At 61.0% G+C, this 23,007-nt stretch carries 21 protein-coding genes and 1 pseudogene; 6 read left to right on the forward strand and 16 right to left on the reverse strand.

The annotated features are described in order from the left end of the window. Positions 1-252 precede the first annotated feature (252 nt). Positions 253-669 (reverse strand): hypothetical protein, encoded by a 417-nt coding sequence (locus JO965_RS47430; protein WP_203448230.1) that lies wholly within the window; start codon positions 667-669, stop codon positions 253-255. 493 nt (positions 670-1,162) lie between these two features. On the opposite strand from JO965_RS47430, the gene JO965_RS47435 reads away from it, so the two are divergent. Continuing rightward, a complete protein-coding gene (locus JO965_RS47435) occupies positions 1,163-1,585 on the forward strand; it encodes a helix-turn-helix domain-containing protein (protein WP_203447496.1) in 423 nt (140 codons plus the stop codon). After that, positions 1,570-2,124: pseudogene (locus tag JO965_RS47440) on the forward strand (IS630 family transposase); the annotation flags it as partial. The gene JO965_RS47435 and the pseudogene JO965_RS47440, both read left to right, overlap by 16 nt. A gap of 35 nt (positions 2,125-2,159) precedes the next feature. Here JO965_RS47440 and JO965_RS47445 read toward each other — a convergent pair. The 9 genes from JO965_RS47445 to JO965_RS47485 all read right to left on the reverse strand — a co-directional run bounded on the left by JO965_RS47445 (position 2,160) and on the right by JO965_RS47485 (position 12,564). After that, a complete protein-coding gene (locus tag JO965_RS47445; RefSeq protein WP_203447497.1) occupies positions 2,160-2,519 on the reverse strand; it encodes a cupin domain-containing protein in 360 nt (119 codons plus the stop codon). A 190-nt stretch (positions 2,520-2,709) separates the two neighbouring features. After that, positions 2,710-3,096, reverse strand: a complete 387-nt coding sequence (locus JO965_RS47450) for a hypothetical protein (RefSeq protein WP_203447498.1) — start codon at positions 3,094-3,096, stop codon at positions 2,710-2,712. 81 nt (positions 3,097-3,177) lie between these two features. Continuing rightward, positions 3,178-4,560 carry a cytochrome P450 gene (locus JO965_RS47455; RefSeq protein WP_203447499.1) on the reverse strand — a complete coding sequence of 461 codons (1,383 nt, stop codon included), beginning with the start codon at positions 4,558-4,560 and terminating at the stop codon, positions 3,178-3,180. Positions 4,561-5,172: 612 nt separating this feature from the next. After that, positions 5,173-5,787 carry a hypothetical protein gene (locus JO965_RS47460; protein WP_203448232.1) on the reverse strand — a complete coding sequence of 205 codons (615 nt, stop codon included), beginning with the start codon at positions 5,785-5,787 and terminating at the stop codon, positions 5,173-5,175. A 623-nt stretch (positions 5,788-6,410) separates the two neighbouring features. Then, the gene (locus tag JO965_RS47465) at positions 6,411-7,418 is read right to left on the reverse strand and encodes an NAD(P)-dependent alcohol dehydrogenase (protein WP_246777357.1); all 1,008 of its coding nucleotides are present in this window, start codon (positions 7,416-7,418) and stop codon (positions 6,411-6,413) included. A 155-nt stretch (positions 7,419-7,573) separates the two neighbouring features. Then, positions 7,574-8,734, reverse strand: coding sequence for an RHE_PE00001 family protein (locus tag JO965_RS47470; protein ID WP_246777358.1), 1,161 nt, complete (start codon positions 8,732-8,734; stop codon positions 7,574-7,576). Between the two features lie 496 nt (positions 8,735-9,230). After that, positions 9,231-10,379, reverse strand: a complete 1,149-nt coding sequence (gene repB, locus JO965_RS47475; protein WP_203448234.1) for a plasmid partitioning protein RepB — start codon at positions 10,377-10,379, stop codon at positions 9,231-9,233. Then, entirely contained in the window at positions 10,379-11,587 is a 1,209-nt protein-coding gene (gene repA / locus JO965_RS47480; RefSeq protein WP_203448236.1) for a plasmid partitioning protein RepA, read from the reverse strand. The genes repB and repA overlap by 1 nt, the downstream gene beginning before the upstream one ends. 467 nt (positions 11,588-12,054) lie before the next feature. Next, on the reverse strand, positions 12,055-12,564 hold the full coding sequence (locus tag JO965_RS47485) for a mismatch-specific DNA-glycosylase (RefSeq protein ID WP_246777386.1): 510 nt from the start codon (positions 12,562-12,564) through the stop codon (positions 12,055-12,057). Positions 12,565-12,981: 417 nt separating this feature from the next. On the opposite strand from JO965_RS47485, the gene JO965_RS47490 reads away from it, so the two are divergent. Further along, complete coding sequence (locus JO965_RS47490; RefSeq protein ID WP_203448240.1) at positions 12,982-13,794, forward strand: aminoglycoside phosphotransferase family protein; 813 nt, start codon at positions 12,982-12,984, stop codon at positions 13,792-13,794. A 518-nt stretch (positions 13,795-14,312) separates the two neighbouring features. On the opposite strand, the gene JO965_RS47495 is transcribed toward JO965_RS47490, so the two are convergent. Genes JO965_RS47495 through JO965_RS47505 form a run of 3 tightly spaced genes read right to left on the reverse strand, consistent with a single transcriptional unit; the run spans position 14,313 to position 15,909 of the window. Continuing rightward, positions 14,313-15,230 carry a recombinase family protein gene (locus JO965_RS47495; protein WP_203448242.1) on the reverse strand — a complete coding sequence of 306 codons (918 nt, stop codon included), beginning with the start codon at positions 15,228-15,230 and terminating at the stop codon, positions 14,313-14,315. A 57-nt stretch (positions 15,231-15,287) separates the two neighbouring features. Continuing rightward, complete coding sequence (locus JO965_RS47500; protein WP_203448244.1) at positions 15,288-15,689, reverse strand: PIN domain-containing protein; 402 nt, start codon at positions 15,687-15,689, stop codon at positions 15,288-15,290. After that, positions 15,679-15,909, reverse strand: coding sequence for an AbrB/MazE/SpoVT family DNA-binding domain-containing protein (locus tag JO965_RS47505; protein WP_203448246.1), 231 nt, complete (start codon positions 15,907-15,909; stop codon positions 15,679-15,681). The genes JO965_RS47500 and JO965_RS47505 overlap by 11 nt, the downstream gene beginning before the upstream one ends. Positions 15,910-16,530: 621 nt before the next feature. On the opposite strand from JO965_RS47505, the gene JO965_RS47510 reads away from it, so the two are divergent. The 3 genes from JO965_RS47510 to JO965_RS47520 all read left to right on the forward strand — a co-directional run bounded on the left by JO965_RS47510 (position 16,531) and on the right by JO965_RS47520 (position 19,167). Continuing rightward, entirely contained in the window at positions 16,531-17,688 is a 1,158-nt protein-coding gene (locus tag JO965_RS47510; RefSeq protein ID WP_246777359.1) for an RHE_PE00001 family protein, read from the forward strand. 183 nt (positions 17,689-17,871) lie between these two features. Continuing rightward, positions 17,872-18,486 carry a hypothetical protein gene (locus JO965_RS47515; protein WP_203448248.1) on the forward strand — a complete coding sequence of 205 codons (615 nt, stop codon included), beginning with the start codon at positions 17,872-17,874 and terminating at the stop codon, positions 18,484-18,486. A 93-nt stretch (positions 18,487-18,579) separates the two neighbouring features. After that, entirely contained in the window at positions 18,580-19,167 is a 588-nt protein-coding gene (locus JO965_RS47520) for a hypothetical protein (protein WP_203448250.1), read from the forward strand. 175 nt (positions 19,168-19,342) lie between these two features. Here JO965_RS47520 and JO965_RS47525 read toward each other — a convergent pair whose 3' ends face one another. From JO965_RS47525 to JO965_RS47535, 3 genes are all read right to left on the reverse strand, one after another. Continuing rightward, the gene (locus JO965_RS47525; protein ID WP_203448252.1) at positions 19,343-20,845 is read right to left on the reverse strand and encodes an amidase; all 1,503 of its coding nucleotides are present in this window, start codon (positions 20,843-20,845) and stop codon (positions 19,343-19,345) included. 105 nt (positions 20,846-20,950) lie between these two features. Beyond that, positions 20,951-21,628 carry a protein-L-isoaspartate(D-aspartate) O-methyltransferase gene (locus tag JO965_RS47530; protein WP_203448254.1) on the reverse strand — a complete coding sequence of 226 codons (678 nt, stop codon included), beginning with the start codon at positions 21,626-21,628 and terminating at the stop codon, positions 20,951-20,953. A 248-nt stretch (positions 21,629-21,876) separates the two neighbouring features. Beyond that, positions 21,877-22,971: an IS1595 family transposase gene (locus JO965_RS47535; protein ID WP_203448256.1), complete on the reverse strand. Its 1,095-nt coding sequence runs from the start codon at positions 22,969-22,971 to the stop codon at positions 21,877-21,879. Positions 22,972-23,007 lie beyond the last annotated feature (36 nt).

Consider the following 23,007-nt stretch of genomic DNA (forward strand, 5'->3'; position numbering starts at 1 on the left):
TCACCTTCACTGGTCGGTCCTCCAGGAGCACAGCCAGCATTCATCGAGCACGATCCAGACGGCTATTGGTAGTCCCGCGCCATATTGTGTGGGGTCGAAAGGTGGTGCTCCCGCTCTCGAACCGCCCGCTGCGCCCGATCATGAGCATAGCCATAACGCTCTTGCAGGCACGCGATGAGCGTTTCGCGATGACCTTTGATGCGGGCGGTGTCCTCATCCGTCAGCCGTGTCGCAGTGCCGTCATCCGATCACTCATGCGGTCAGCAGGTCGATGATTCTCATGATCGCGACCGCATTGCTCTTGTTCTGGGTGCCTTCTGTGGAGATACCCTTGGCGCAGGTCCACACGTCGCCCTTCTTGACCGTGAACTGCTTGTCGTTCTGTATCACCGCGAGTTCCCCCTCGGTCATGTGACAGAGCATGTCGTTCATCATCATGTTGTTGTTCGTCTTGGCACCGGGTTGCAGAACGATGTCACGCAGACGGACCGTCTTGTAAGCAGGAATCGACGACTCCCGCTCGCCGAGATCAATCTGCCTGACGCCCTCTGTTAGCTCCTTGCCCTCGGTGGGGCCATAGGTTTGGGCGGCGGCGTGATCCGGCAGAATGAGCCCGGATGCTCCGAGCAACCCGATGGCAAGGGCGGACCTGCGGTCGAAGTCTGACATGGCGTCCTCCTGAAGTTGAGGTCGCCTGCTCCGGGCCGAGGTCAATGTTCCTGCCGACCCGAGCAGGAGCGGCGTGGCCACTTAAGGTGGGCCGGGGCGCTGCCCTCTACACTCAATGACAGGGGCAACAACTCAGGGCAGCGGAAACACTCGTTCTTGTGCGCAAATTATACGCCTCAGATGCCGTGCCCGCAAAGGCTGGGGAAGGTTCTTTGGTGTTTCATCGGGAGCACCGGATGAAACATATATGGCTTACAGAGCATTCAGAGTAAGTCTCCCCTTCTTTCACTCCTATCGCTGTGGTCTGGTCTCACAAACCTTCTGGGACTCTCTTGCGACCGTTCCCACCCACCTGATGCTACCAGCAAAGCTTGGCATTCAGGCGCTCACCCTCCTATGGAGCGAGGCTAGGCACCTAAAGCGCTTTTGATCTGGGCTTGAATCCATTTGGGTGATCTGTGCGTTGATTGGGATATGGCCCGGGAGGCGAGCCATGTCCCAGCCCTATTCCGCTGATTTGCGTGAGCGCGTTCTGGTCGCCTGCGAACGCGGCGACCTTCATCAGGTCGAGATCGCCCGCCGCTTCCAGGTTTGCCCGGCCACCGTGTCGAACTGGCGCCGCCAGGAGCGCGAGGAAGGCCGGCGTGCTGCGAAGCCGCACAGCGGCGGTGTGCCCTCGCGCCTGGATGCGGCGGCTCTGGCGGTGCTGCGTCAGCTCGTGATCGAGGACAATGACGCGCTGCTGCGCGAGTATCGCGAGCGCCTGGCTGAGCGCACCGGCGTGACGGTGTGTCTGGCGGTGATCTGCGAGGCGCTCAAGCGGCTTAAGCTGCGTCCGAAAAAAAGACCCTTCGGGCGGCCGAGCAGGATCGGCCCGAGGTTGCCGCCGAGCGCGAGGCGTATCGCCAGCAGATGAGCGCGCTTCCTGTGGAACGCTTGGTGTTCCTGGATGAAAGCGGCGTGACGACCAAGATGGCCCGCACCCATGCGCGAGCGCCGCGTGGTCAGCGCGCCTATGGGGCCATTCCCCTTGGCTCCTGGCAGCGGCTGACGGTGTTAGGAGCCCTCGCGTGTGAGGGCCTGATCGCGACGATGAGCATCGAGGCGTCGACCTCGACCTGCGTGCTGCTGGCTTATCTCGAGCAGGTGCTGGTGCCCAAACTCCGGCAGGTGAAGCCGGATGCGATCCTGGTGATGGACAACCTGCGCCCGCACCATGCCACCGAAGTCACAGAGCTTCTCGCCCGAGCCGGGATCGGGCTGTTGTACCTGCCCCGCTATTCGCCCGAGTTCAACCCGATCGAGCACGCCTGGGCCAAGATGAAAGAGCGGCTCAAGGCGAAAGCCGCACGCACTCTCGAAGCCCTGGAGGCGGAACTCAAACCAGCCCTCGACACCATCACCGCAAAAGATGCCAAAGGCTGGATCAGGCACGCCGGCTATGCCCTACACTGATCTCAAAAGCGCTTTAATGAGTGTGTCGAGCTGCTTTAGGTCTTGGGCGACTCACTGCGGGGCAACAAGCCATAGTGAACAGCAAGCCAGATCGTCGGCTCCGTCGCGTCTGTCCATTCCACCCGATGGCGTCTCCTCGCCGGGATGAGCAGGTAATCCCCTCGTTTCAGCTCTCTGGGAGTGGGTTCGCCCTCAAACAGAAGGCCAGCGGATCCAGAGAGCAACAGCACCCACTCGGACGCCTCCTGGTCGTACCAGAACCCGGGTGGGCTTGCCTGCCCTGTGGAGACAATGCGCTCGATCCTGACACCGTCCGCGGCAACAAGCTCCGTGAATTCCTCGTCCACCGTATCGCGGCGGACGTGTTCAAGAATATTTCCGGCCGCAGTCATCATCGCCGCTAAGTCCCTCCTTGCACTGGCGGCGCTATACTCACTTGTCTCATTGGCGCGGTGGAACGCGTGCCGCTCACCGTCCCATCAAATCCGACGGGGAGAGCCAAGGGGCATGGTCGGAGTGCCACGTCATCTGCCGGGTGGAGAAACGAGTTACCGTCCACGCACACCTTGATCTGACAACATTGGCCTATCGATCGGTTTCAAACTCCTCTCCACCTTCTTCACTGCTCTCGAGAGGCTCACTCGTTTCCATGATGAAATTGTAATTGGCAGCGGAGACGTAGAGCACGTCGTTCCCGAACAGCGAGAACGTCACCGTTCCACTATTGTCGATGCTCACGGCATCCGCCTCGAGCTGGAGTGACTCCCCGGAGACAAAGTTGATGGTCCAGCCTTTAACTTCGACTGCGCCCCGAGATCCCCGCTTAGTCGCGCCTTTCTTGGCGGCTCCTCGTTTCAAAGCACCTCTTTCCGCGCTCGTTCCTCGAGTGGCAGCTCGTTTGCCGGTGCCTTTCTTGGAAGCTCCCCGCTCCGTCGTGCGGGCTCGGCTAACCGACTTGGTGGCTCTTGCCATGACTTCCTCCTCTCAGCTGGTATCTACTCTTCGACGTAGAGGGTTATCCGACGCCGGAAAGCTCATCATCCCGGCCGATGCCTATCGGGGTCGCAGGCGGAACAGCGGCGCGTGATCGGGTTGGGTGGTCACCACCGCGACGGGCAAGACCGGTCGACTTGTCACCAGTTCGAGCCGGAACGAGCGCATGAGTTCGACCAGCACCAGGGTGGCCTCCGTGAGAGCGAAGTGAGCGCCAATACACACACGTGGCCCAACGCCAAAGGGCAGGTAGGCGAAGCGGTCTATTGCCGATGCACCGGACAGAAAGCGTTCCGGGACGAACGCGTCCGGATCATGCCAGCGCTTCCGGTGCCGATGCAGCACCCAAGGTGAGACGACGGCGAGGTCGCCCGGCTTCATCGCAATCCCAGCGACCTCGTCTGGCTGGCGGGCTGCCCGGACGATCACGTAGGCTGGCGGGTAGAGACGCATAACTTCGTCCAGCACCGCCCGCGCGTAGGTCAGCTTGTTAAGCTGTGGCTCCGCCCCGCCGTCCGGCAGCACTGCCGCGGCCTCCTGGGCGATCTGCTCCTGCACCTCCGGCAGGTGGGCCAGCAGATACACCGACCAGCACAGTGCCACGGCGGTCGTCTCGTGCCCGGCCAGGATCATCGTGGCGATCTGATCCCGCAGCTGGCTGGGCGAGAACCCCTCCCCGCTCTCCGGATCGCGAGCCGCCATAAGCAGGTCGAGTAGATCGCGCGGACCACTCGCATGGGTTTTGGCCGTCAGCCGCTCGGCCATGATCTGGTCGATCAGCCGGATCCAGCCACGCCGGAACCAAGCCCGCGCCAGATCGTGGGGTGTGGGAAGGCCGATCGGAACCACAAAGTCCAACAGATGTGGTCGTCCAAGCCGCTGGCCATAGCGCATGATCTGGTCCCGCAGTGCGGGGCCACGCCGTCCCATCTCGAGGGAGAACATGGTGCGGCCGGCGATCTCCAGCGCCAGGCGCTGGATCATGGAAAAGAGATCCACCCGCTCCTTCTCAGTGGCGGCGAGGCTACCGAGCATCTCAGTCGTGGCTGACCGGATATGAGGAATGAGAAGCTCCACCGACCGTGGCGTGAAGGCTGGCGCCAGGGTGCGCCGCTGATGCCGCCAGGCAGGTCCTTCGCTGGTGAACAGCCCCTCCCCGAGCAGCGGCTTGAGGATCCGGAGGGTGGCGCGGGTTCGGCCATAGGTCTCCGGGTGATCGACCAGAACATGCCGGATCGCCTCGGGGGCATTGAATAAAACCGAGGAGCGGCCGAAGAAGCGGCGGACGACAACCTCCTCCTCATAGGCCCGCTGCGACCAGACCCGCAGGTTGTTGGTGCGCATCAGCGAGGCGAGCTGACGCGGCGAGAGGTTCTCCGGGGCGGGATCCGGATGCGGCGGGACGAAGGTCCGAATGCCCTCAGGCGCGACAGAGGTCTCCATTGGCTATGTTTAGCACGTTCAGTCCCCAAGGCAGAGATGCAGCGCGAGCACCAAGGATAGACGGCTCAATCCACTCGGCCACACGGGCTCAAACCTTTCGCCTCGTAGGATTGGAAGGTAGTGCAGATTAGACGAAGCATCATCCGGAAGGACTGGGCGCCGCGAAACGACGTTAGGAACAGGGAATAGATGCAGCAGCTTGGATGAGGGCTGATCGGGAGTTTCGAGACTGATCCTTTGCGACCAGCCACGCTCGCTGAGAGAATTGGGAATCACCCGAACAGGAATTGAGTGCTCAATCCTTCGGGGCGGTGTTCAGAAAGGGGGATTTTCCGCCTTTTGGCGCGAGCCAGTTGGTACCAGCTTGGTTCCGACTCAGATCGGCAACTCGCGAGAATGCCAGAAATGGCCTTGGGCCTATGGTAGCGGAGGAGGGATTTGAACCCCCGACACCCCGACACAAGGATTATGATTCCTCTGCTCTGACGTTTTTGGGCCGCTTCACTGGTGCGCACGTGGTGCGCACGGGAAGGAACAGTTCAAAGGGCTGATGCCGGTAACCCTTTGATGCTGTTGGTGAGCGCGCTGGGACTCGAACCCAGGACCCTCTGATTAAAAGTCAGCGGCTCCTTCTACTGATGAATTCCTGACCAACGCTTGCGACGCCAAGGCATCGGCGTTCTCCAGCACTGCTTTCTCAATCCAACAAGAGTTAGGCAGTCGGAAGAAGCCCCGAATGGAGCCTGCCGTCGGCCCATCCGTTCCGTTGGTTGTGATTTGCCTGTCAGAACCTCTGGAGCTGAGATTGAGGCGAACGGTGATGTCGTCCCGGCCCGGGAAGTTGCTGTCGTAGATATAGAGTGTCAACTGGTCTCCGTCGCAGTCATAGCCCCAGACCAGCACGACATGGTTCTTGAACACGTCCCAGGGAATCCACCGGCGCGCGGTAACAAGGCCAATTGGGCATAGTCGGCCAGCATCGATCTCCTGCATGATGGCGGAAGACTCGGTGATCGTCACCTGGGCCAGGCTCCTGCCCCACAACCCCGTCGCGTCGTTTGGCTGCCAGATAGACGTGATCCAGCGTGTAATCATTGAAGCTCCCTTAACACTCTCGATCTGGCGTCGGAGCAGATGCTGGGCCAAGGCAAGCGGGATCTGAGTTGGATCCTGGGCGCACAGCTGCGGCTGACCGGCTTCGACGATGTCACGGGTCAGGAACGTCAAGCCGCCACACAAGCCCCACCGGGTTGCGTCAAGACTAAGCGCTGGCAGGGCAGCTACGCGGATCGCCAGCTTCAACCCCGCTGGCCACGGGCCATTGCGAAAGAGCGGAGCGTGCGTGGACGGCAGAAATCCAGGAACAGACGGCATGCTTCTGCCTTTGGAACGGTTCGCTACGGGATCGAAGTTTAGCGCAGGATCAACCGAACAGGAGATTCCGATGGAATCGTTCGGACCAACAAGCATCACGGCGTTTTGGATCAGGCTGGCTCCCCTACCCCGTTGGCATCCCACATTGGAAGGCAGCGTAGGCTTTGGAGGGCCTTGCTCCGCCCCCTCCTAATCGAGCCACGGCTGCAGGAGCGGCTTAGCGAGAGCGAGCTGCCGCATGATGCCCTGGTGCGGGACACCGCGCTGTTGCAGGAATTCCTGAATCTGCTGCTTGGCATCATCCCAGGACAGTCCGTGCCGATAGCATCATTCGAGGTACTTGAGCGTGCGTTCGCGATTCAATTCAGGGACAGCGAGCGGGGCTTGCTCGTCCATGAAACACCGGGCAACGAGATTTTCGCACGCCATGATCGGAGCCTTCTCAGCCGATCGAACAAGGTACAAGCCAGGACGACTCAGAATTCGAGGCAGATCTTGCCGAAGTGGGCTCCCGACTCCTCGTACCGGAAGGCATCGGCAATCTCGACCAGCCCAAAGCTGCGGTCGATCACCGGCCGCAGACCTGTGGCCTCAAGGGCGTACACGAAGACCATCTGCTGGCTTCGGCTGCCGACAATCAGCCCCTGAAGCCGGGCCTGCTTCGCCATCAGGGCACCGGTTGGCACCTCGCCGGCCCGGCCGGTTAGCACGCCAATCAGCGCGATGTGCCCGCCAACCCGCACTGCTGCGATCGACTGTGCCAGCGTACCCGGCCCACCAACCTCGATCACATGGTCGATACCGCGTCCGCCGGTCCAGTCGCGTGCACGGATGCCCCAATCCTCGTGTTGGCGATAGTTGATCGTGTGATCGGCGCCCAGAGCCCGAACCCGCTCCAGCTTCTGGTCGGAGGACGAGGTGGCGATGACGGTCGCTCCCATCGCCTTCGCGATCTGAAGGGCGAAGATCGAGACACCGCCCGTGCCGAGCACCAGCACGACATCGCCTGCCTTGAGCCCGCCGTTGACCACCAGGGCACGCCAAGCGGTCAGCCCGGCGGTTGTGAGAGTGGCCGCCTCGGCGTGGCTGAAGCCTTTGGGTGCCTGGGTGAACCAGGTCGCCGGTCGCACCACCACCTGTCGTGCATAGCCGTCGACCCCGTCACCCGGCGTGGTCGAGAAATCGGAAACGGTTGGCGGACCCTCGTGCCAGCCCGGGAAGAAGCAGGAGACGACATGATCGCCAACGCTGTAGTCGGTCACGCCCTCCCCCACCGCCTCGACCACGCCCGCTCCATCCGACATCGGGATCCGGCCGTCCGCGGTTGGCATTCGTCCGCTCACGACGCCGTAGTCATGGTAGTTGAGCGAGCTCGCGTGAACCCTGACCCGGATCTCGCCAGGGCCGGGGGTGCCAGGATCGGGCATCTCGGTCAACTTGAGCCGCTCGAGTCCGCCGGGTGAGCGCAGTGTGATCCCTTTCACCGTTCCCCTCCGACCTTCCTGATGGGTTTCGGGGCATTGTGACCAACGCGTCAGAGCATGTCTGCTTGCAGGCCTCAGCACGATATCGGCATAACTGTCCGAATGCCGGTTCGATCCATTGGGCAGGCACGCAAGATCGCCTGCCGTGGTGGGCTCTACACGATGCCCCAGGCGCGGTAGCGGGTGCGGCCGGTGAGTTCGCGTGGCAAGGCGCCGCCGAGCTGGGCCAGCATCAGGTCAACGGCCTTGGGCGTGACCTTCAGCAGTTTGGCCGCGAGCGGCACCGTCACCAGCGGGCGGGAGAGAAACAGCTCGACCAATCCCGGGAGCTTCGAGTTGCTGCGGCACTCCTTGGTCACCCGGCTCATCAGCTCGCGGGCGAGGATGAGCCGGTCGAGATCCTTGTGGGCGAGGCTCAGCGCCTCCTCGAGCACCTGGCAGAAGCCCTCCAGCTTCTCTTTGGCCCCTTCCCGCCCCTGCGGCCGGAACTTGGACTGCTTGAACCCGGCCGCGAGCGGCAGCAGATGGTGCGTCAGCCCGCGGGCGCGCAGGATGGATGCGGCCATGATCAGGCCGAGCCAGGGCAGGCGGGTGTAGAGGTTGAGATCCAACCAAGCCTGCCACGCCACTGCGGCTGCGGCGATGGCTGGCCAGGAGCTGGTGCGCTTGACCACATCAAGCCACAGGTCCTCGGCCTCCGCCTCATCCTGGTCCGGATCGTAGACCAGGTGCGAGCGGCTCTTGCGCAGCGGGGTCTCGCCGGCGAGCACCTGGTTGGTGCGATCGAGCAAAGCATCGATCTCGGCAAAGTGCGCCTTCCACGGATCGGCATCGTTGGCAAAGAGCGGATACGCCTCCTCATCGTCCGGGTTCGGCTTCTTGCCCTTCGAGCGGACGCTGGTGTCCTCGGCCACACCGCCGATCCCTCTCAAGGCGGCGAGGCCGTCAATGGAGACCGGCCACGGCGCCTTCCTGGCCGTGGCGGTGCGCCGGGCGCGCAGGGCGGCAGCGGCTCGAGTGAGTTCGTGGGTGGGGTGGCGCACGTCCATGCCGGCATCGTGCAGGACGAGGTCCCCGACATCGACGAGATGGCCATCGAGCAGCAGAGCCCGCACCGCCTCGGTCATGTCGCAGCGGGACTGCCAGCCAGAGGCCAGACCGGAGGCCTCCAGGCGAGCGTCAAACCTGAGGATGCTGATCGTGATCGGCTCCAGCCACCCAGCGATGATCTCCCACGGCAGCTCCGGCAAATCGTAAGTGCGGGGCGCCAGGAACGGCTCGTCGTAAAAGTCCCCTCCCCTGCTCTCGAAAGCCACGCTTGCATCCTCAAGCTAAGTGATTGATCACAGAAGCTATAGCTGAGCAGGAAGAAGCGAAGCAAGGCATTGCTACGACGAAGGGTGAGACATTCCAGCACTCTGCAAAGCGCCATCTGCAGAGGTTGAGATTGGTGCCGCTGGGGAGCCGGTCTGGAACTGCCTTAACGAGCACCGAAGGCGCTGAATGGCTGCAGAAGCCTTTATTTTAAGCCATTTTGACACGCTTGTGAGAAGTCCTTCCTTCCCCGATGGGTTAACAAAATGACTCGAGAAACGTTTTCAAACGATCCTTTTCACCCGTCTTCTGACTTTGTACAAAAGCCCGTTTTTCGATAGCAGGCCCTCCAAGTTCGGTACCCTCCCCTGCTGCCGTCTTGGTCGGTATCCCACGAGCCCACTTTCTGATTGCTCCAATCTGTCTAGGAGTGTGGTCGATAATTGCTTGTTCACGAGTGAGAGCAGTCGAACGCAACTGCCCGCCGGCGCGCATTGATCAAGCTTGCTTGGCGCCTTGGAACTCGCTGTAGAGATCTTCTAGGCGCGATTTGAGAAAGTCCCCAAATTCTGGTGATACCTTCCGATCAATCACCAGAGAGAACCTATCTTCCGTAACTGAAATCTTCGCGATACGTGCGCCGTCGGGAGCAGTCCATGTTTCAGGCTTTGAGCCAGATTCCTTTGTAATTAGTGCTCTATACGCAGCTTCGAAAATGGCATCGCTGTCTCTGCCCGCCTTCTCGGCACGCTCAATTGCACTGCGAACCTTGTCAATGGTGCGTGGCTTGATCAATCCGGAAAGGTCTTCCCATTTCCTTCTGCCGATCTTCGGTGCAGGGCCGATTGCATCGATGATGTGACTGGGAACTGCGTTTGCGACTGAGAGCATCTTTGAAAGCATGGATTTGTCGACGCAAAGTGCTTGCATTATTACTTCCCGCCGGAAGCCGCGCTCCTCCAGGCGTGATGCAAAACGAGCCTTTTCAATGAAGCTCAGGTTTGTGCGGGCATTGTTCTCTTGGCCTTGAGCGACGACGAGTTGCTCATCAGTGAGTTCGCGAACGACGGCCCTGATCTTTATACCGAGTTCCTTGATCGCTCGAAGTCGGCGGTGGCCGTAGGCTACCTGGTACCGTCCAGAGTGCGCAGGGTGTGGCCGCACCAAGATCGGAACTTGCTGCCCTTCAGACTTGATGGCTGCAACCAGCTCTTTGTGAGCGTCGTCTGAGTAGGCCATTCGATCAGGAACAAACGACGCATCAATCTCGGAAGGATCGAGATCGACAATCGTCTGACCAGCTCGAAGCTGTTCCTCAAGTTCCTCAACGCGACCAACAGAGTCGACAGCTTCTTTCATTGCTCGAAGAGGCGAGGTGTTGAGAGATGGAAGCTTGGTTGGGAGCACGGCGATCTGCTCGCTAGTAACTTTGCTTGCAAGTGGACGGTCTGCGACAGGACGAGAGGCTAGTGGCCGATCAGCAAGTGGCCGGTCGGCGAGAGGACGATCACCGGTAATTGCAGCAGCGGCCTCGGCCTGAAGTTCCCCTACTGGGTTGGGAGCGGGTGCTCCGGCAGTCCCAAGGTTCGCGCTGGGCGAGCCATCAGCTTCATCGTTCCCAAAGGAAATAAGATTCTTGCGCGCCATTACTGCCTCCCCCACGCTTTACGGATTTGATCTTCGATTTCGCCGTTAACGAGGTCCAAGGCCTCCAAAGCTCTGTCATAAGTACCCTTGTTGAATTTGGTCCGATCTACTTCGTACAAGGTTTGCTTGGTGATCCCAGAATCCGCAACCGCAGTGCTCTTCAGCATGCTGTTCTGCAGCACGCGATGTCCGAACAGAGACCGCATGAACCCAACCATCTGGTTCTGAGGACCATCGCTCGGCTCGTATCGAGTAACAAGGTAGCGTAGCCAGTCATAGTCGTTGCGGTGCCTTCCAAGAGTGGTCGTGACTTCGCCAACCATCCTAAGGAATTGAGCCATGGACAGCACATCAAGCATTTGCGGATGAACTGTCACAAGAAGCGATGTTGCAGCGCATAGAGCCGCCATGGTCAGGTAACCGAGATTCGGTGGGCAATCCATGACGACAACGTCGTAGTGCTGGTCCACCGACTCCAGGGCTTCCAGAATCTGCATGAAGAAGATCTTGGAGTTTCTTCCGGCAGGTGCGGTTGTCTCAAATTCCATGAGTTCGAGATTGCCGGGGATGAAATGGAGGCCCGGGAGGTAGGTCGACCGAATGATGTTCTCAATCCGGGTGCGATGCTCGTCGAACCGGATTGCCCCATACAGCGTTTCGTTGTCCCGCACGTCGAGTTCCGGCTGGTTCCCGAAGAGTGTCGAAAGGCTGGCTTGCGGGTCTAGGTCGATAGCGAGCACGCGATAACCGCGAAGAGCAAGATACTGAGCTAAGTGGGCCGTCGTTGTCGTCTTCGCACTTCCGCCCTTGAAATTGATGACCGAAATGACTTGGAGCTTCTCGCCCTCAACTCGATGAGGGATGTAACGGCGGTTTGACTTTGCCCCTTCGAGGAACTCTCGGACTGCGTTCACTTCCTCAATCGAGAAAGTCCGCCGGCCATTTGGCTGCATCTCTGGGAGGGGAGCTTTGCCCTCAGCCGCAAGCTGCCGGAGATAGCCCTCATGAATGCCTAAGAATTTCGAGGCTTCGCTTGAGCTAAAGCGGCGGATGGCCTTCTTCGCAACCGGAGGAAAGATCCTCTGGGTGTGTTCCTGTAGCTTTTTCGCGAGGATGTCGGCGTCAAGGACGATCTGCTGCTTATTGGAAGCGGTGTCGAGAGCCAGTGGGATTACAGGAATGGATGAAGGCTGCTGAACTGCTGTCATGTACGGTTCCTTGCGTTTCCGCGCGGAATTGGCCCTAGATCGGTAAATCTGCGCTGACTTCAGTACGCCCTTGGGAGGTTAAGAACCGGTTAATAGCACCCTCGAATTTTGCTCAAGTGAGCTGAATGGGTCGAAATATCCTCGACGGAAGCGAAGAATTGGAGGCAGCGGTGACCGCCCCCCTCCCCTCTTTGACGGACACTGCCCCTCTCAGAAAGGCGCCGGCCAGGCTGCGGGAGGCATTCTCATCGACTGCGCCGGTTGAACATCAGCTGCCGGTTGCCCGCGGACAACCCATTCTGGGCCATCAAGTGCAGCTCTACTCTCGGTGCGAGCAACTGTGTGGTTGCGCCATAGCGGCGTCGCTAAGTGAGAGTGAAGATATATGGTTAATGAGCTGTTTCCTTCAGGTGGCATAGTATGGAGGCTGCCCGCGCTAGCTCACGCCACGGTGGTGCAATCTGCCATTAATGGAATGCCATCCCTGACGCTGATGGAACGACATAGATCGGCGGTTTCCCAACCCGTTCGAGCTGAAATCCAGAAGGTTTCTTCCCCGTTCGGCACTGGAGGAACCTGGCCGCGGCCTCCTTCCCGTTAAAGGCAATGATCTTGGATCCGCACTGGGCCATCCGTCTTGCGAAGGACCCAATGTGGTAGTCGCTATCCGCGAGGCCGGTGGCGGTTTCGGATGCTTTGTTTGCGAGATCGGTTAAGCCAATGCCGAACTTGGGCAATTCCAAAAGATCGTGGGGCTGGAGGTGCCTAGTTGTCAGCCCTACCTGAGAAAGGGCCGACCAAAAGCGATTTCCGGGTTGCGCGTAGTAGGCACCGGACGCGAGAGAGCGATTACCGGCAGCCAGTCCACAGAACACGACTTTGAGTGTCTGAAGGAGAACGTCTGGGAGCCTTTTCGGTCGTAGGTACGATCGGAAGTGAGATCGGCGGGACAGTGTAGTTGTCCGCGGACAACTCATCAATCAAGGCGCCGGCGGATACCCCCTACCCTATTCCACCGCCGTCCCTAAACGAGAGTTAAGCGAACGGAATGGTCTTGTCCTGTGTAGGATCCATCGTGCTGTAGCTTCGACCGGGAGATTGGTTGTCCGCGGACAACCGACCGAAAGGAGCCGTGTGGAAACCGCCATTTCTTAAAGGGCGGACCCAGTGTGGAATGGGTCGGAGCCATGGAGTGTCCGCGGACACCCCATGAAATAAAAATCTCGGGCGCGCTTGTTGCAGCGGGACGAACCTGATGTACGGTGCCTAGTTGTCCGCGGACAACCGACAAGTCCTCACCTGCTCTATTCGTGGATAGAATCTGGCGCTTCGCACCCACCATCCGAAGCGGCCGACGTCTGCTAAGCGGCCATACGCTGTGATATGTCTGACCGATGTTTGAGCCCTACCTGACTCTTTGGAACCTGGTTCCCGATGGCGATCCTATCGCCACCCCAGCCGCTCGGTTGTTGCCGGTAACACAGGTAGGCGAGCCCGCCATGCTCAAGATATCCCATGAGGAAGACGAGCGCTTCGGCGGCGTGCTGATGGAATGGTGGGACGGAGAAGGCGCAGCGCGGGTTCTGGCTCGGGATAATGAAGCCCTATTGTTGGAGCGTGCTACCGGCTCGGACTCTCTCGCTGAAATGGCCCGGTCTGGCCGCGATGACGAAGCCTGCCGCATTCTGTGTGCTACTGCTGCCCGCCTCCACGCCCCCAGGCCGAAGCCGCATCCTGACCTGATCCCACTGATGGTTTGGTTTCGCGACCTAGAGCCGGCAGCCGCCACGCATGGGGGCATTCTGGTACGCTGCGCTGAAGCGGCTAGTGCGCTGCTGGCTGAGCCCCGCGAAGTCAGAGTCCTGCACGGTGACTTGCACCACGACAACGTGCTCGACTTCGGAGCACGCGGCTGGCTCGCCATTGACCCGAAGCGCTTGGTCGGGGAGCGCGGTTTCGACTTCGCCAATATCTTTACGAACCCCGATCTGACGGATCCTACACACCCGGTCGCAACTATGCCCGGCCGCTTCGCGCGTCGTCTGGAGCTCGTCACCTCTGCCGCAGGGCTGGAGCGGCGACGGCTACTACGCTGGATCCTAGCTTGGACTGGGCTATCGGCTGAGTGGTTCTTGAGCGACGGTAGTCCTTTGGCAGCTATTGATCTAGAGGTCGCGTCGATGGCCGCTGCGGAGCTGGATCGATGACCTGCCCACGCGGTTATAGTAAAGACCATGAGGGCGGGATGGATCGTGGATCCAGGAGCGGGTTGACCGCCTTACCTTCCTGCAGGGCAGGGGAGGCCAACCTTTGGGACGGGGCCCGACGCGGCAGCGACAATCCTGGGACGGGAGGCAGGGGGATCTATTCGGAGCCTCACCACCCAAGCCTGCCGCCGCCAAGCGTCTAACCCCTCCTATCCCGAGAAGCACTCCCGAGGAGAAGCCTGTAAAGGCCCTGTCGCTTACGTCTTTGGCAAAGCGGGCAAGCCGCCACGAGATCGAAGATATGGTTAACGAGCTAGGCGACGATGAGCTTGCGCACCTGATCGTGAGAGGGGTTAGGACCGTCAAGCGACGATTGGCACGGATAGGGCAGGGGGCTGGTCGCTCCAGTCAAAGTGGCAGGCAGCGGAGCGCATTGGATCGGGCGCTAGACGAACTCGCCGCCGAACTTTCAGGTTTCGACGAGTCAGATGCAGATTGGTGAGGGGTTGAATATAAGCCTAGCCAGAGACCTCGCCATTGGCAGTTAATCCGAGCTTGTTGGCCCGGTCGAGAAGCGATTTTACAGACGAAGCGGACCATCTGCTGCCTCCACGAGGAGCCCGCTCTCGCATCCTTTCCAACTGGGCTGCGATGTCACGTAGGGTTAGCTCAGGCGCGGCTATGGCAATGCCAGCGACGAGTGTCAGAAGGCGTTCGCTCGGCAACCGGGGAGGGGACTTCGTCAAGAGCGCCTTTTCGGCCAGGCCCTCCTTCACTAGACGTTTGGTGGTTCGACGTAATCGCTCTGCTGTCCATGATTGGCCTGAAGCGTTGAGGATACGTGCTACATCATCCCAGGTGTGTTCAGGGCGCAGACGACGGACAGCAGGGAGCCAAGTGTCGAGAGTTTCCAGAACCTCTTCGAGATGAGCGTGAGACCAGCCCGCCGCTGCCTTGCGAATTGCAATCGGATCGCGGGCTCTTAAGCCGGGGTTGCCTGGCAGCTTTCCACGCCGGGCCGCGGCTTTGATACCTGCCTTGGTCCGCTCGGCAATAAGAGACCGCTCTAATTGGGCAACAGCTCCCAGAACCTGAAGAGAGAACATGCCCTGTGGTGTAGTGGTGTCGATCGGATCGCGCAGGGATCTGAAATACGCGCTGCGGGCTTCCAGCTGCTCGATGACCTCTAGGAGGTGCTTCACCGATCGCGCCAGTCGATCGAGACGGACCACGACGAGTGTCTCTCCCGGCTGGATGCTGCGCAAAAGGCTTGCCAGAACGGGGCGGCTGCGCGAAGCGCCGGAGGCGAACTCCTGATGGATTACAAGACAGCCGGCGGCCCGGAGTTCGTCCGTCTGAGGATCCGTGGCTTGGTCCTCCGTTGAGACGCGGGCGTATCCGACCAGATTGGCTTTGAGAGGGGAGGGGGCCTTCATCGTCGGAGAAACCTTGGAACTCGCTTCAGGCTCAACTAAACGGACCGAGCTGATCCCTTACTTGAACGGATTTACGATGGTTAGACTGTCCTGAATTCGCTGACCGTCTTGCAGGTCCTCCGAAAAGAGGGTCTCGCAGCCGGCACTTACGGCTGCGGCGACAATTAGGCTGTCATAGATCGAGAAGCCGTAGCGCTTCATGACGTTGAGCGCCACATCATGGGTATCGGTGGTTATCGGCTCGACCGCACAGAAATGCCGTACTCCAGCCAAGACCTCCCGGACCTCGTCGAGATCCATCTTGAGCTTTCGGGTCATGACGCTCACAGCCTCATTCAAGACCTGCACACTCACCGTGCCTCCCGAAGCCAGGAGAGCCTCGGCGCGATCAGCTTTGGCGGCATCCTCAGACAGCAGATACAAGACGACATTGGTGTCGAGAAAGGCTTTACCGCTCATTGGCCTCAAGCCGATCGAACTTGAACCCAGCGGGGAGGCGGCCACGGAAGCGCCGCAGGCGCGCGAGGGTCTCGGCCGCATCAGGGGCTTTTGAGACCTCGAAGGAGCGCGATCCAGCAACGACGATTTCGATGTCGTCGCCTTCCTTCAGCTTCAACGCGTCGACGACGGCTGAGGGGAGGCGGACAGCAAGGGAGTTCCCCCATTTAGCTACCTGCATTATCTGCTCCATGATATACGAAACGCTCGGCGTATATCTAGTGCTCTAGGTGCGTCGAAGCAAGACCAGTGCAGCCTGTCAACGCACCAGTAGAGACCGCTGTTGTACAATGTCTGCGGATAGCCCCATCTGGCCATTTGCGGCCGTGGCTACAGTCTCTCAGAGCTATAACATTGCGGATACGGCACTACGGTTCGGGCGGCAGATAGTTGCTGGGAAACAGCGGCGCTAAAATACTCGAGAGCGTCTCCTCACAGGTGGTTGAAGGCTCGTGCTCAACAGTCTGAAAACGGCTCAAATGTGCCATTTCTGAAGCTATGAGCAACCGATCGTTTGAAGACGTCTTTGAAGCCAGTTTGTTAACTGGTCGGCGAGCAAAGGGCTATCCCGCCGTCCGGAAAAATGGCTTAAGAAACAATAGCTTCTGCCTTCATTGCGTGTCTGTATCAGCCGCTATGGGGCTCCAAAAAGAACTCGCCGGCGGTGGAATTCGCCCTCATTGTAGACGTTGCTTAGCGGAATGTCGGGTTTCCTCATACCATGACGTAGCGAGGCCTTGCTTCGCTTCTTCCTGTCAAGCTATACCATCCGAGATCAACAACTTAGCTTAAGGGTGAAAGCGTGGCTTTCGAGAGCAGGGGAGGGGACTACGACGAGGAGCGGTTGGTCCCGCGCACCTACGCTCTGCCGGAGCTGCCATGGGAGACCGTCGCCGGGCGCTTAGAGACCATCACGATCAGCGTGCTGCGCTTCGATGCCCGGCTCGAGGCTTCGGGCCTGGCCGCCGGCTGGCAATCGCGCTGCGACATGACCGAAGCGGTGCGCGCCCTGATCCTCGACGGCCACCTCGTCGATGTCGGCGACTTGGTGTTGCACGACGCCAGCATGGACGTGCGCCATCCCACCCACGAGCTCACCCGCGCGGCGGCGGCCCTTCGGGCCCGTCGGACAGCGATGGCCAGAAAGGCCCCGTGGCCAATCTCGATTGATGGACTGGCCGCCCTGCGCGGCATCGGTCCCGTCACAGCAAACCCTGAAAGCTCTCGGAGGAAGGCAAAGCCGGATCCGGATGACGAGGAGGCCTACCCACCCTTTGCCAACGATGCCGATCCCTGGGCCGCGCACTTGGCCGAGATCGATGCCCTGCTCGACCGCACCAACCAGATGCTGGCAGGTGAAACCCCGCTGCCGAAGAGCCGCTCGCACCTGGTCTACGATCCGGATCAGGACGAAGCCGAAAACGAAGATCTGTGGCTCGACCTCATCAAACGGACATCCCATTGGCCGGCGGTCGCGGCCGCGGCGGTCGCCTGGCAGGCCTGGCTCGATCTCAACCTCTACACCCGCCTGCCGTGGCTCGGCCTGACCATGGCGGCCGCCATCCTGCGGGCGCGAGGGCTGACCCATCACCTGCTGCCCTTGGCGGCCGGCTTCAAGCAGTCGAAGTTCCGGCCGCAGGGGCGGGAAGGGGCCGAAGAGAAGCTCGAGGGCTTCTGCCGGGTGCTCGAGGAGGCGCTGGCGATCGCCCACAAGGATCTCGACCGGCTGATCCTGGCGCGCGAGCTGATGAGCCGGGTCACGGCCAAGACCCGCAGCAACTCCAAGCTGCCGGAACTGGTCGAGCTCTTTCTGTCGCGTCCGTTGGTGACGGGGCCGCTCGGAGCCAAGCTCCTGAAGGTCACGCCCAAGGCTATCGACCTGATGCTGGCGCAGCTCGGTGGGGCGCTGCCGCGCGAGCTCACCGGCCGCACCCGCTACCGCGCCTGGGGCATCGTGTAACACCTATAGAACGGAAAGGGCAGTCCGGACCCTCAGGGCCATGTCCGCTTCACAATCTATGCCGGCTGAGCACCCCCACAATCTGCGATTTAGCCTTGAGGGCGTCCTTCCGGCGGTCGCAAACCAATCGGAACCATCCGTCTTGAGAGCTCATTGCCCTGTACAGGTGGATGGAGGTTTCCAATGCCTGACGAGAAGATCGATCAGAAGCGTCCGGTCGATGCGGACAACGAGCCAAAGTCGATCCAACAGCGGCACGTGGACGATGCTGTTGATGACAGTTTCCCTGCCAGCGATCCGCCTGCTTGGACCACATCAGCATCAAAAAGTGTCGCGGCCGAATGTGAGCCCGAGGCGTTGAACGAGGTACCCACGCCACCCGGTCAGGGCCCAGAGGGCCGAACCGGAAACAACAGCGTTCAATCGGCAGTCAATCAAGCCTCTGGTCTTGCCCGCGATCTCTACCGGCGCAGTCAGACCTACATGGAACAGGGCAGGCGGTATCTGCCGGAGGCCGAGCGCTACTACCAGCAGGGCACCGAAGCCATGAGCCGGCCTGTGCAGGAGCACCCGCTCATGACCGTGCTTGCCATTGGCGCGTTGGGCTGTGCCATCGGCTGGCTGCTTGGCCGCCGAGCAGCCAGCTCTGGCACGGGACTTCAGTGGCATTCCGGCTCCAACCAGCGCCCGAGAGGGACGGAAATCTGGCAGCCGGCTCCGCGAGCAGTTCGTCGAACCCGACACTTTTCCGCTCGTGATGGGGTCGAGGCGGCAAGCCATACGAACAACAGCTTCTGACCCGGTCGGCAACCCTTTGTCGCGAACCAAGCCACGGGCTCAGGAATGTGAGGCTTCGGATGGTTCGCTCATCAATGCGAAGGAGACAGATCGATGACATCCAGCCCGGGTTCAAGTTCTGCATCGTCCCAGAAGTTGGTGACAGCCTTCTTCGACAGCCGGAGCGATGCCGAGACTGCAATTGAACGCCTGATCGATGCCGGCATGTCCCGCGACAGCATTCGCTTCATGCCTGGCGACGAGCGCGACCCACCGGACGATCCCGGCGCGGCCCAGCGCACGGAGCCGCGCGGGTTCTGGGGCGCTCTGGGTGGTTGGTTTCTGCCTGACGAGGATCGGCACACCTATGCCGAGGGTCTGCGCCGCGGGGGCTATCTGATCTCGGTCAACGCCAGTGATGAGCAGTATGAGCGTGTGCTCGGTATCCTCGACGACGAGGGTACCATCGACCTGGATGAACGCGCCGATGCTTGGCGGGCGGAGGGCTGGTCTGGCGTGTCGACGGATGACGCCCTTTCCGGATCGACCGCGAACGTGACCACCGAGGATCGACTGGTCCCCAGCGGCGAAGAGATGCCCGTTGGCAGTTCAGAGCCATCCGCTGTCGGTCGACGCGATCACAGCCACGGGCGGACGCGAATCCGCTCCTACGTAGTGGAGGAACAATCCACAAAAAGGTGAGGCCGCTCCGGCAGCGCAGGCTGGATGTGAACCGATTCTATCACGGATGCGGCAGATAGATCGATGAATGGACGCTTGGATTAGCGATGCAGGCGGTATCTTACCACCGCCCCGACCATCCATTTAACTCGACGGTGTCGCGTTAACTCAGTCACGGCCTGATCAGACGCTGAGATCAGCCGATGTCGGCAATTGCTGTCGGCAGACGATGGCTCCAGGGGCAAGCCTGCTCGATTTGCGTCGCGAACGAGAAGAAGGACTCCTCCTGTCCGAAGTGCGCGACAACCTGCACGCCGACAGGCAATCCGTCAGCCGTCCAATGCAACGGCAGGCTGGCCGCTGGTTGCCCAGTGATGTTCCAGATCGGTGAGAACGGCATGAACCGGAACGCGCGATCCGCTGCCTGCTGCAGGAGAGAGCCATAACGCAGATACCGGCCAACACCCAGGCGGGCGGCCAAGACCTGCAGGGCTGCCTCAAGGCCTCTCGGGTGGAGTTCCCCATGCCTAACCGGAGGGCGGGCAAGCGTCGGTGTCAACAGCAGGTCATAAGTCTCGAAGAACCTGGCAATCTGACGCGTGGCCCGATGCAGCCGCTCCAGCGTGACCGAGAGCTCCGCGGCCGAGAAGCCCCGTCCCAACTCGCGGCATAGCCACGTGCTCTCCTCGACATCGCTGCGCCGCGGTCTGGTGCCGGTCATCTCCTCCGCAAAGGCAAACTCCTGCGAAACAGCTGCCAGAAAGGCGATCAGAAACCAGCTGAAGTAATCCTCCGGCACACCAGGCACGGCCTCCTCCACATGGTGGCCTAACTCGCCACAGAGCTTCGCCGCATTCTCCACCGCCGTCCGGCACTCCGGGTCCACTGGGGCTCCGTTGGGAGCAAGGGAGCTGAAGGCGATCCGTAGCCGTCCCGGCGGTCCTGCCGCGGCTTCGGCAAAGGACCGTGCAGGCGGAGCAAGGCCATAGGGGGCGCCGAGATCAGGGCCCGTAATTGCGTCCAGCAGGCGGGCAGAATCGCGGACGCTGCGGGTCACTGCATGGCCGATGGCGGCGCCATGCCAGCCCTCGCCGACATAGGGACCATTCGGAGTTCGTCCACGGGTGGGCTTGAGCCCGAAGAGACCACAGCAGGACGCCGGGATCCGGATCGATCCGCCTCCGTCGGTGGCATGGGCCATCGGCACCGAGCGGGCTGCAACGTGAGCCGACGATCCTCCCGATGAGCCGCCCGTGGTGCGGTCCAGCGCCCAAGGGTTGTTGGCGCGGCCGAAGTGCCTGGGCTCGGTCACTGGCGTCAGGGAGAGCTCGGGCACCTTGGTGCTGCCGAGGATGATCAGACCGGCGGCCTTGAATCGGCGGACCATCTCGCTGTCCCGCGGCGGCACCCAGCCGCGCCAGATACGGCTGCCGTTGTGATACGGGATGCCGGCGGCAACGTGCATGTTGTCCTTGAGCAGAAACGGCACACCGGCAAATGGCCCGTCCGCCAGGGGCTCACGGGCAGCCCGAAAGGCTTGCTCCAGTGTCCGTTCCGCCATTCCGGCCAGCTTCGGCTCTACCTGCTCCAACCGCGCGATCGCGGCTTCCACGAGTTCGGCGGGACTGACCTGCCGGTGCCGCACGAGATCGGCCAGTGCTGTGGCATCACGGGTGATATAGTCCTCGGCCAATCCCATTGATGCTCACCTGTTCTGCAGCAATCTCCTGCGACACCCGCATCCTGGGATCGGCTCGGCCGTCCGCCCACGGATCAGAGGCCCTGGCCTGCTCACGATGCTTCCTCAGATCACAGTTTCCAGGATGCCGAACCGCACCGGGATTACGGTTCGCGTCCTAATCGGCCCGTCGTCGGCCTTGTCGATGACGGTGAGTTGTTGGATGTCCTCAGGGCCGAGGGGCAGGACCATACGCCCTCCTGGGGCGAGTTGATCCAGCAAGGCCGTCGGAGGCACTTCGGCTGCGGCTGTGACCAGGATCTTGTCAAAGGGCGCATGCTCGACCCAACCGCGGGTGCCGTCACCCACCCGAACGGCAACGTTCCCATAACCAAGTTGTGACAGACGGGCCTCTGCATGGCTGGCGAACTCCTCGACCATCTCGACGGTCCAGACCTGGCGGGCGAGTTCGGCAAGAACGGCAGCCTGGTAGCCCAGGCCAGTGCCAACCTCGAGCACGGCCTCATAAGGCTGTGGATCGAGCAGGTCTGTCATGAGAGCGCAGATGAACGGTTGGGACACCGTCTTGTCGAAGCCGATCGGCAGAGGGGTGTCGTGATAGGCAATGGCCGCAAGCTCCGGCGGCACGAAGAGGTGGCGCCGCACCTGCCGCATGGCGTCGAGAACTCGCTCCCCTAGGGTGGCCTTGCCGATCTCCTCGCTCATGAGATCAGCCTGAAGCGCGATCACGTCCACCATGTGCCGGCGCAGGATGGCGAGGTGCACTTCCGTCATCGGCTTCATGTCGGCAGATCCTCGATTGAGCTGGCCCGAATGAGGCATGCCATCTTACGCTGATTGGGGACAGGAGCTAATCCCGTTCCGCAGCCTGGGACCGGCGTGTGATTCAGACGAACGGGCCAGTCAGTGGGTTCTTGTGGGACCGCTGTTCCGATGAGGGTGGTATCGATCCTGAGGCCGAAGAGAGCGTCTGACTCACAATCTGTATTGGGACCAGCGCAAGATCTGTTCCTGATTGAGCGCCGGCATTATCAACCAAAGACAGCTACTTTCGAGAGAAGGTCGATGCCACCGGCTTTCGTCCGGCGCATCTCGCGTCCAATGGCGAAGCGAAACACCGCCGGGAGCTGCAAGGCAGGCGGTATCCGTGCCCATAAGGTCTTGGTGATCTGACGCCCTTTGCGGGTGCGGCGGGGTGCCTGGCCTGTGACGACCCGTTGCGACCAGCGAAAGCCGATCTCGTTGAAGTAAAGATCCGCCAGATGCGGACTGATGTGATGGAACACGCCTGAGACGGTGCGGCGGACCCGATCATTAAAGCCTTCCGCCGAGTTGATGTGAACCGGACCACGGGCATACTCACGCGCTTTATGGTGGACGGTATCGTGGGCTGCAAACGCGCTGCCCAGAGACACAAATGCTTTCCATTCATCGCTCATCAGATGTGCGCTGGGCTCGACGGCTTCCGTGAGAACCCGGTCAGCCTCGGACTCGGATAGATCCTCAATCACTGCGGCTCGGGTTTCACCAGCGGGTGCGCCGGGGCTCAAATCGGGCGGCCGCTGCACGGCCACAAGCGCCGGCGTTTTCAAGGTCTTAGGCTGGCCTTTGCGTCCACGACCTGGTGGAGAATAGTTCGGATCCCGCCGCGGTTTGCCGCCGAGATAGAGCCCATCGATCTCGACCACCCCACCGAGGGCGTGCTCGCGTCCGACCATCAGGCGCAGAGCATGGCCCATGCGCCAAGCTGTCGGCTGACTGACGCCGAGCGCCTCTGCCAGGCGGATGGAGGAGACGCCTTTGTCGGATTGCAGCAGTAGCCACAGGCCAGAGAGCCAAGTCCGCAAAGGCAGTTTCGTCGCGTGCAGCGGTGTGCGAGTTGTGACGGTAAACTGAAACCGGCAGGTACCGCTCGAACATTGGTAGAGCCCGGGTCGTGCTCGCTTCCCGTTCTCCCGGCTCATTAGGGCAATGGAGCGGCGATAGCCGCAGGCGGGGCAAACCCGTCCCGTGGGCCAGACCATGGCCTCAATCAGACGCCGACAATGATCCTCGTTCTGGAAGGCTGTGACCATGTCTCGCATCGTGGTGATGTCCAACAGCGCCTCGCACACAGACACTTCCATCGCGACCTCCCGCTCCCACTGCTGATGTCGCAATCA

This window comes from Microvirga sp. VF16, assembly GCF_016864375.1.
In the GTDB taxonomy this organism is placed as follows: domain Bacteria; phylum Pseudomonadota; class Alphaproteobacteria; order Rhizobiales; family Beijerinckiaceae; genus Microvirga.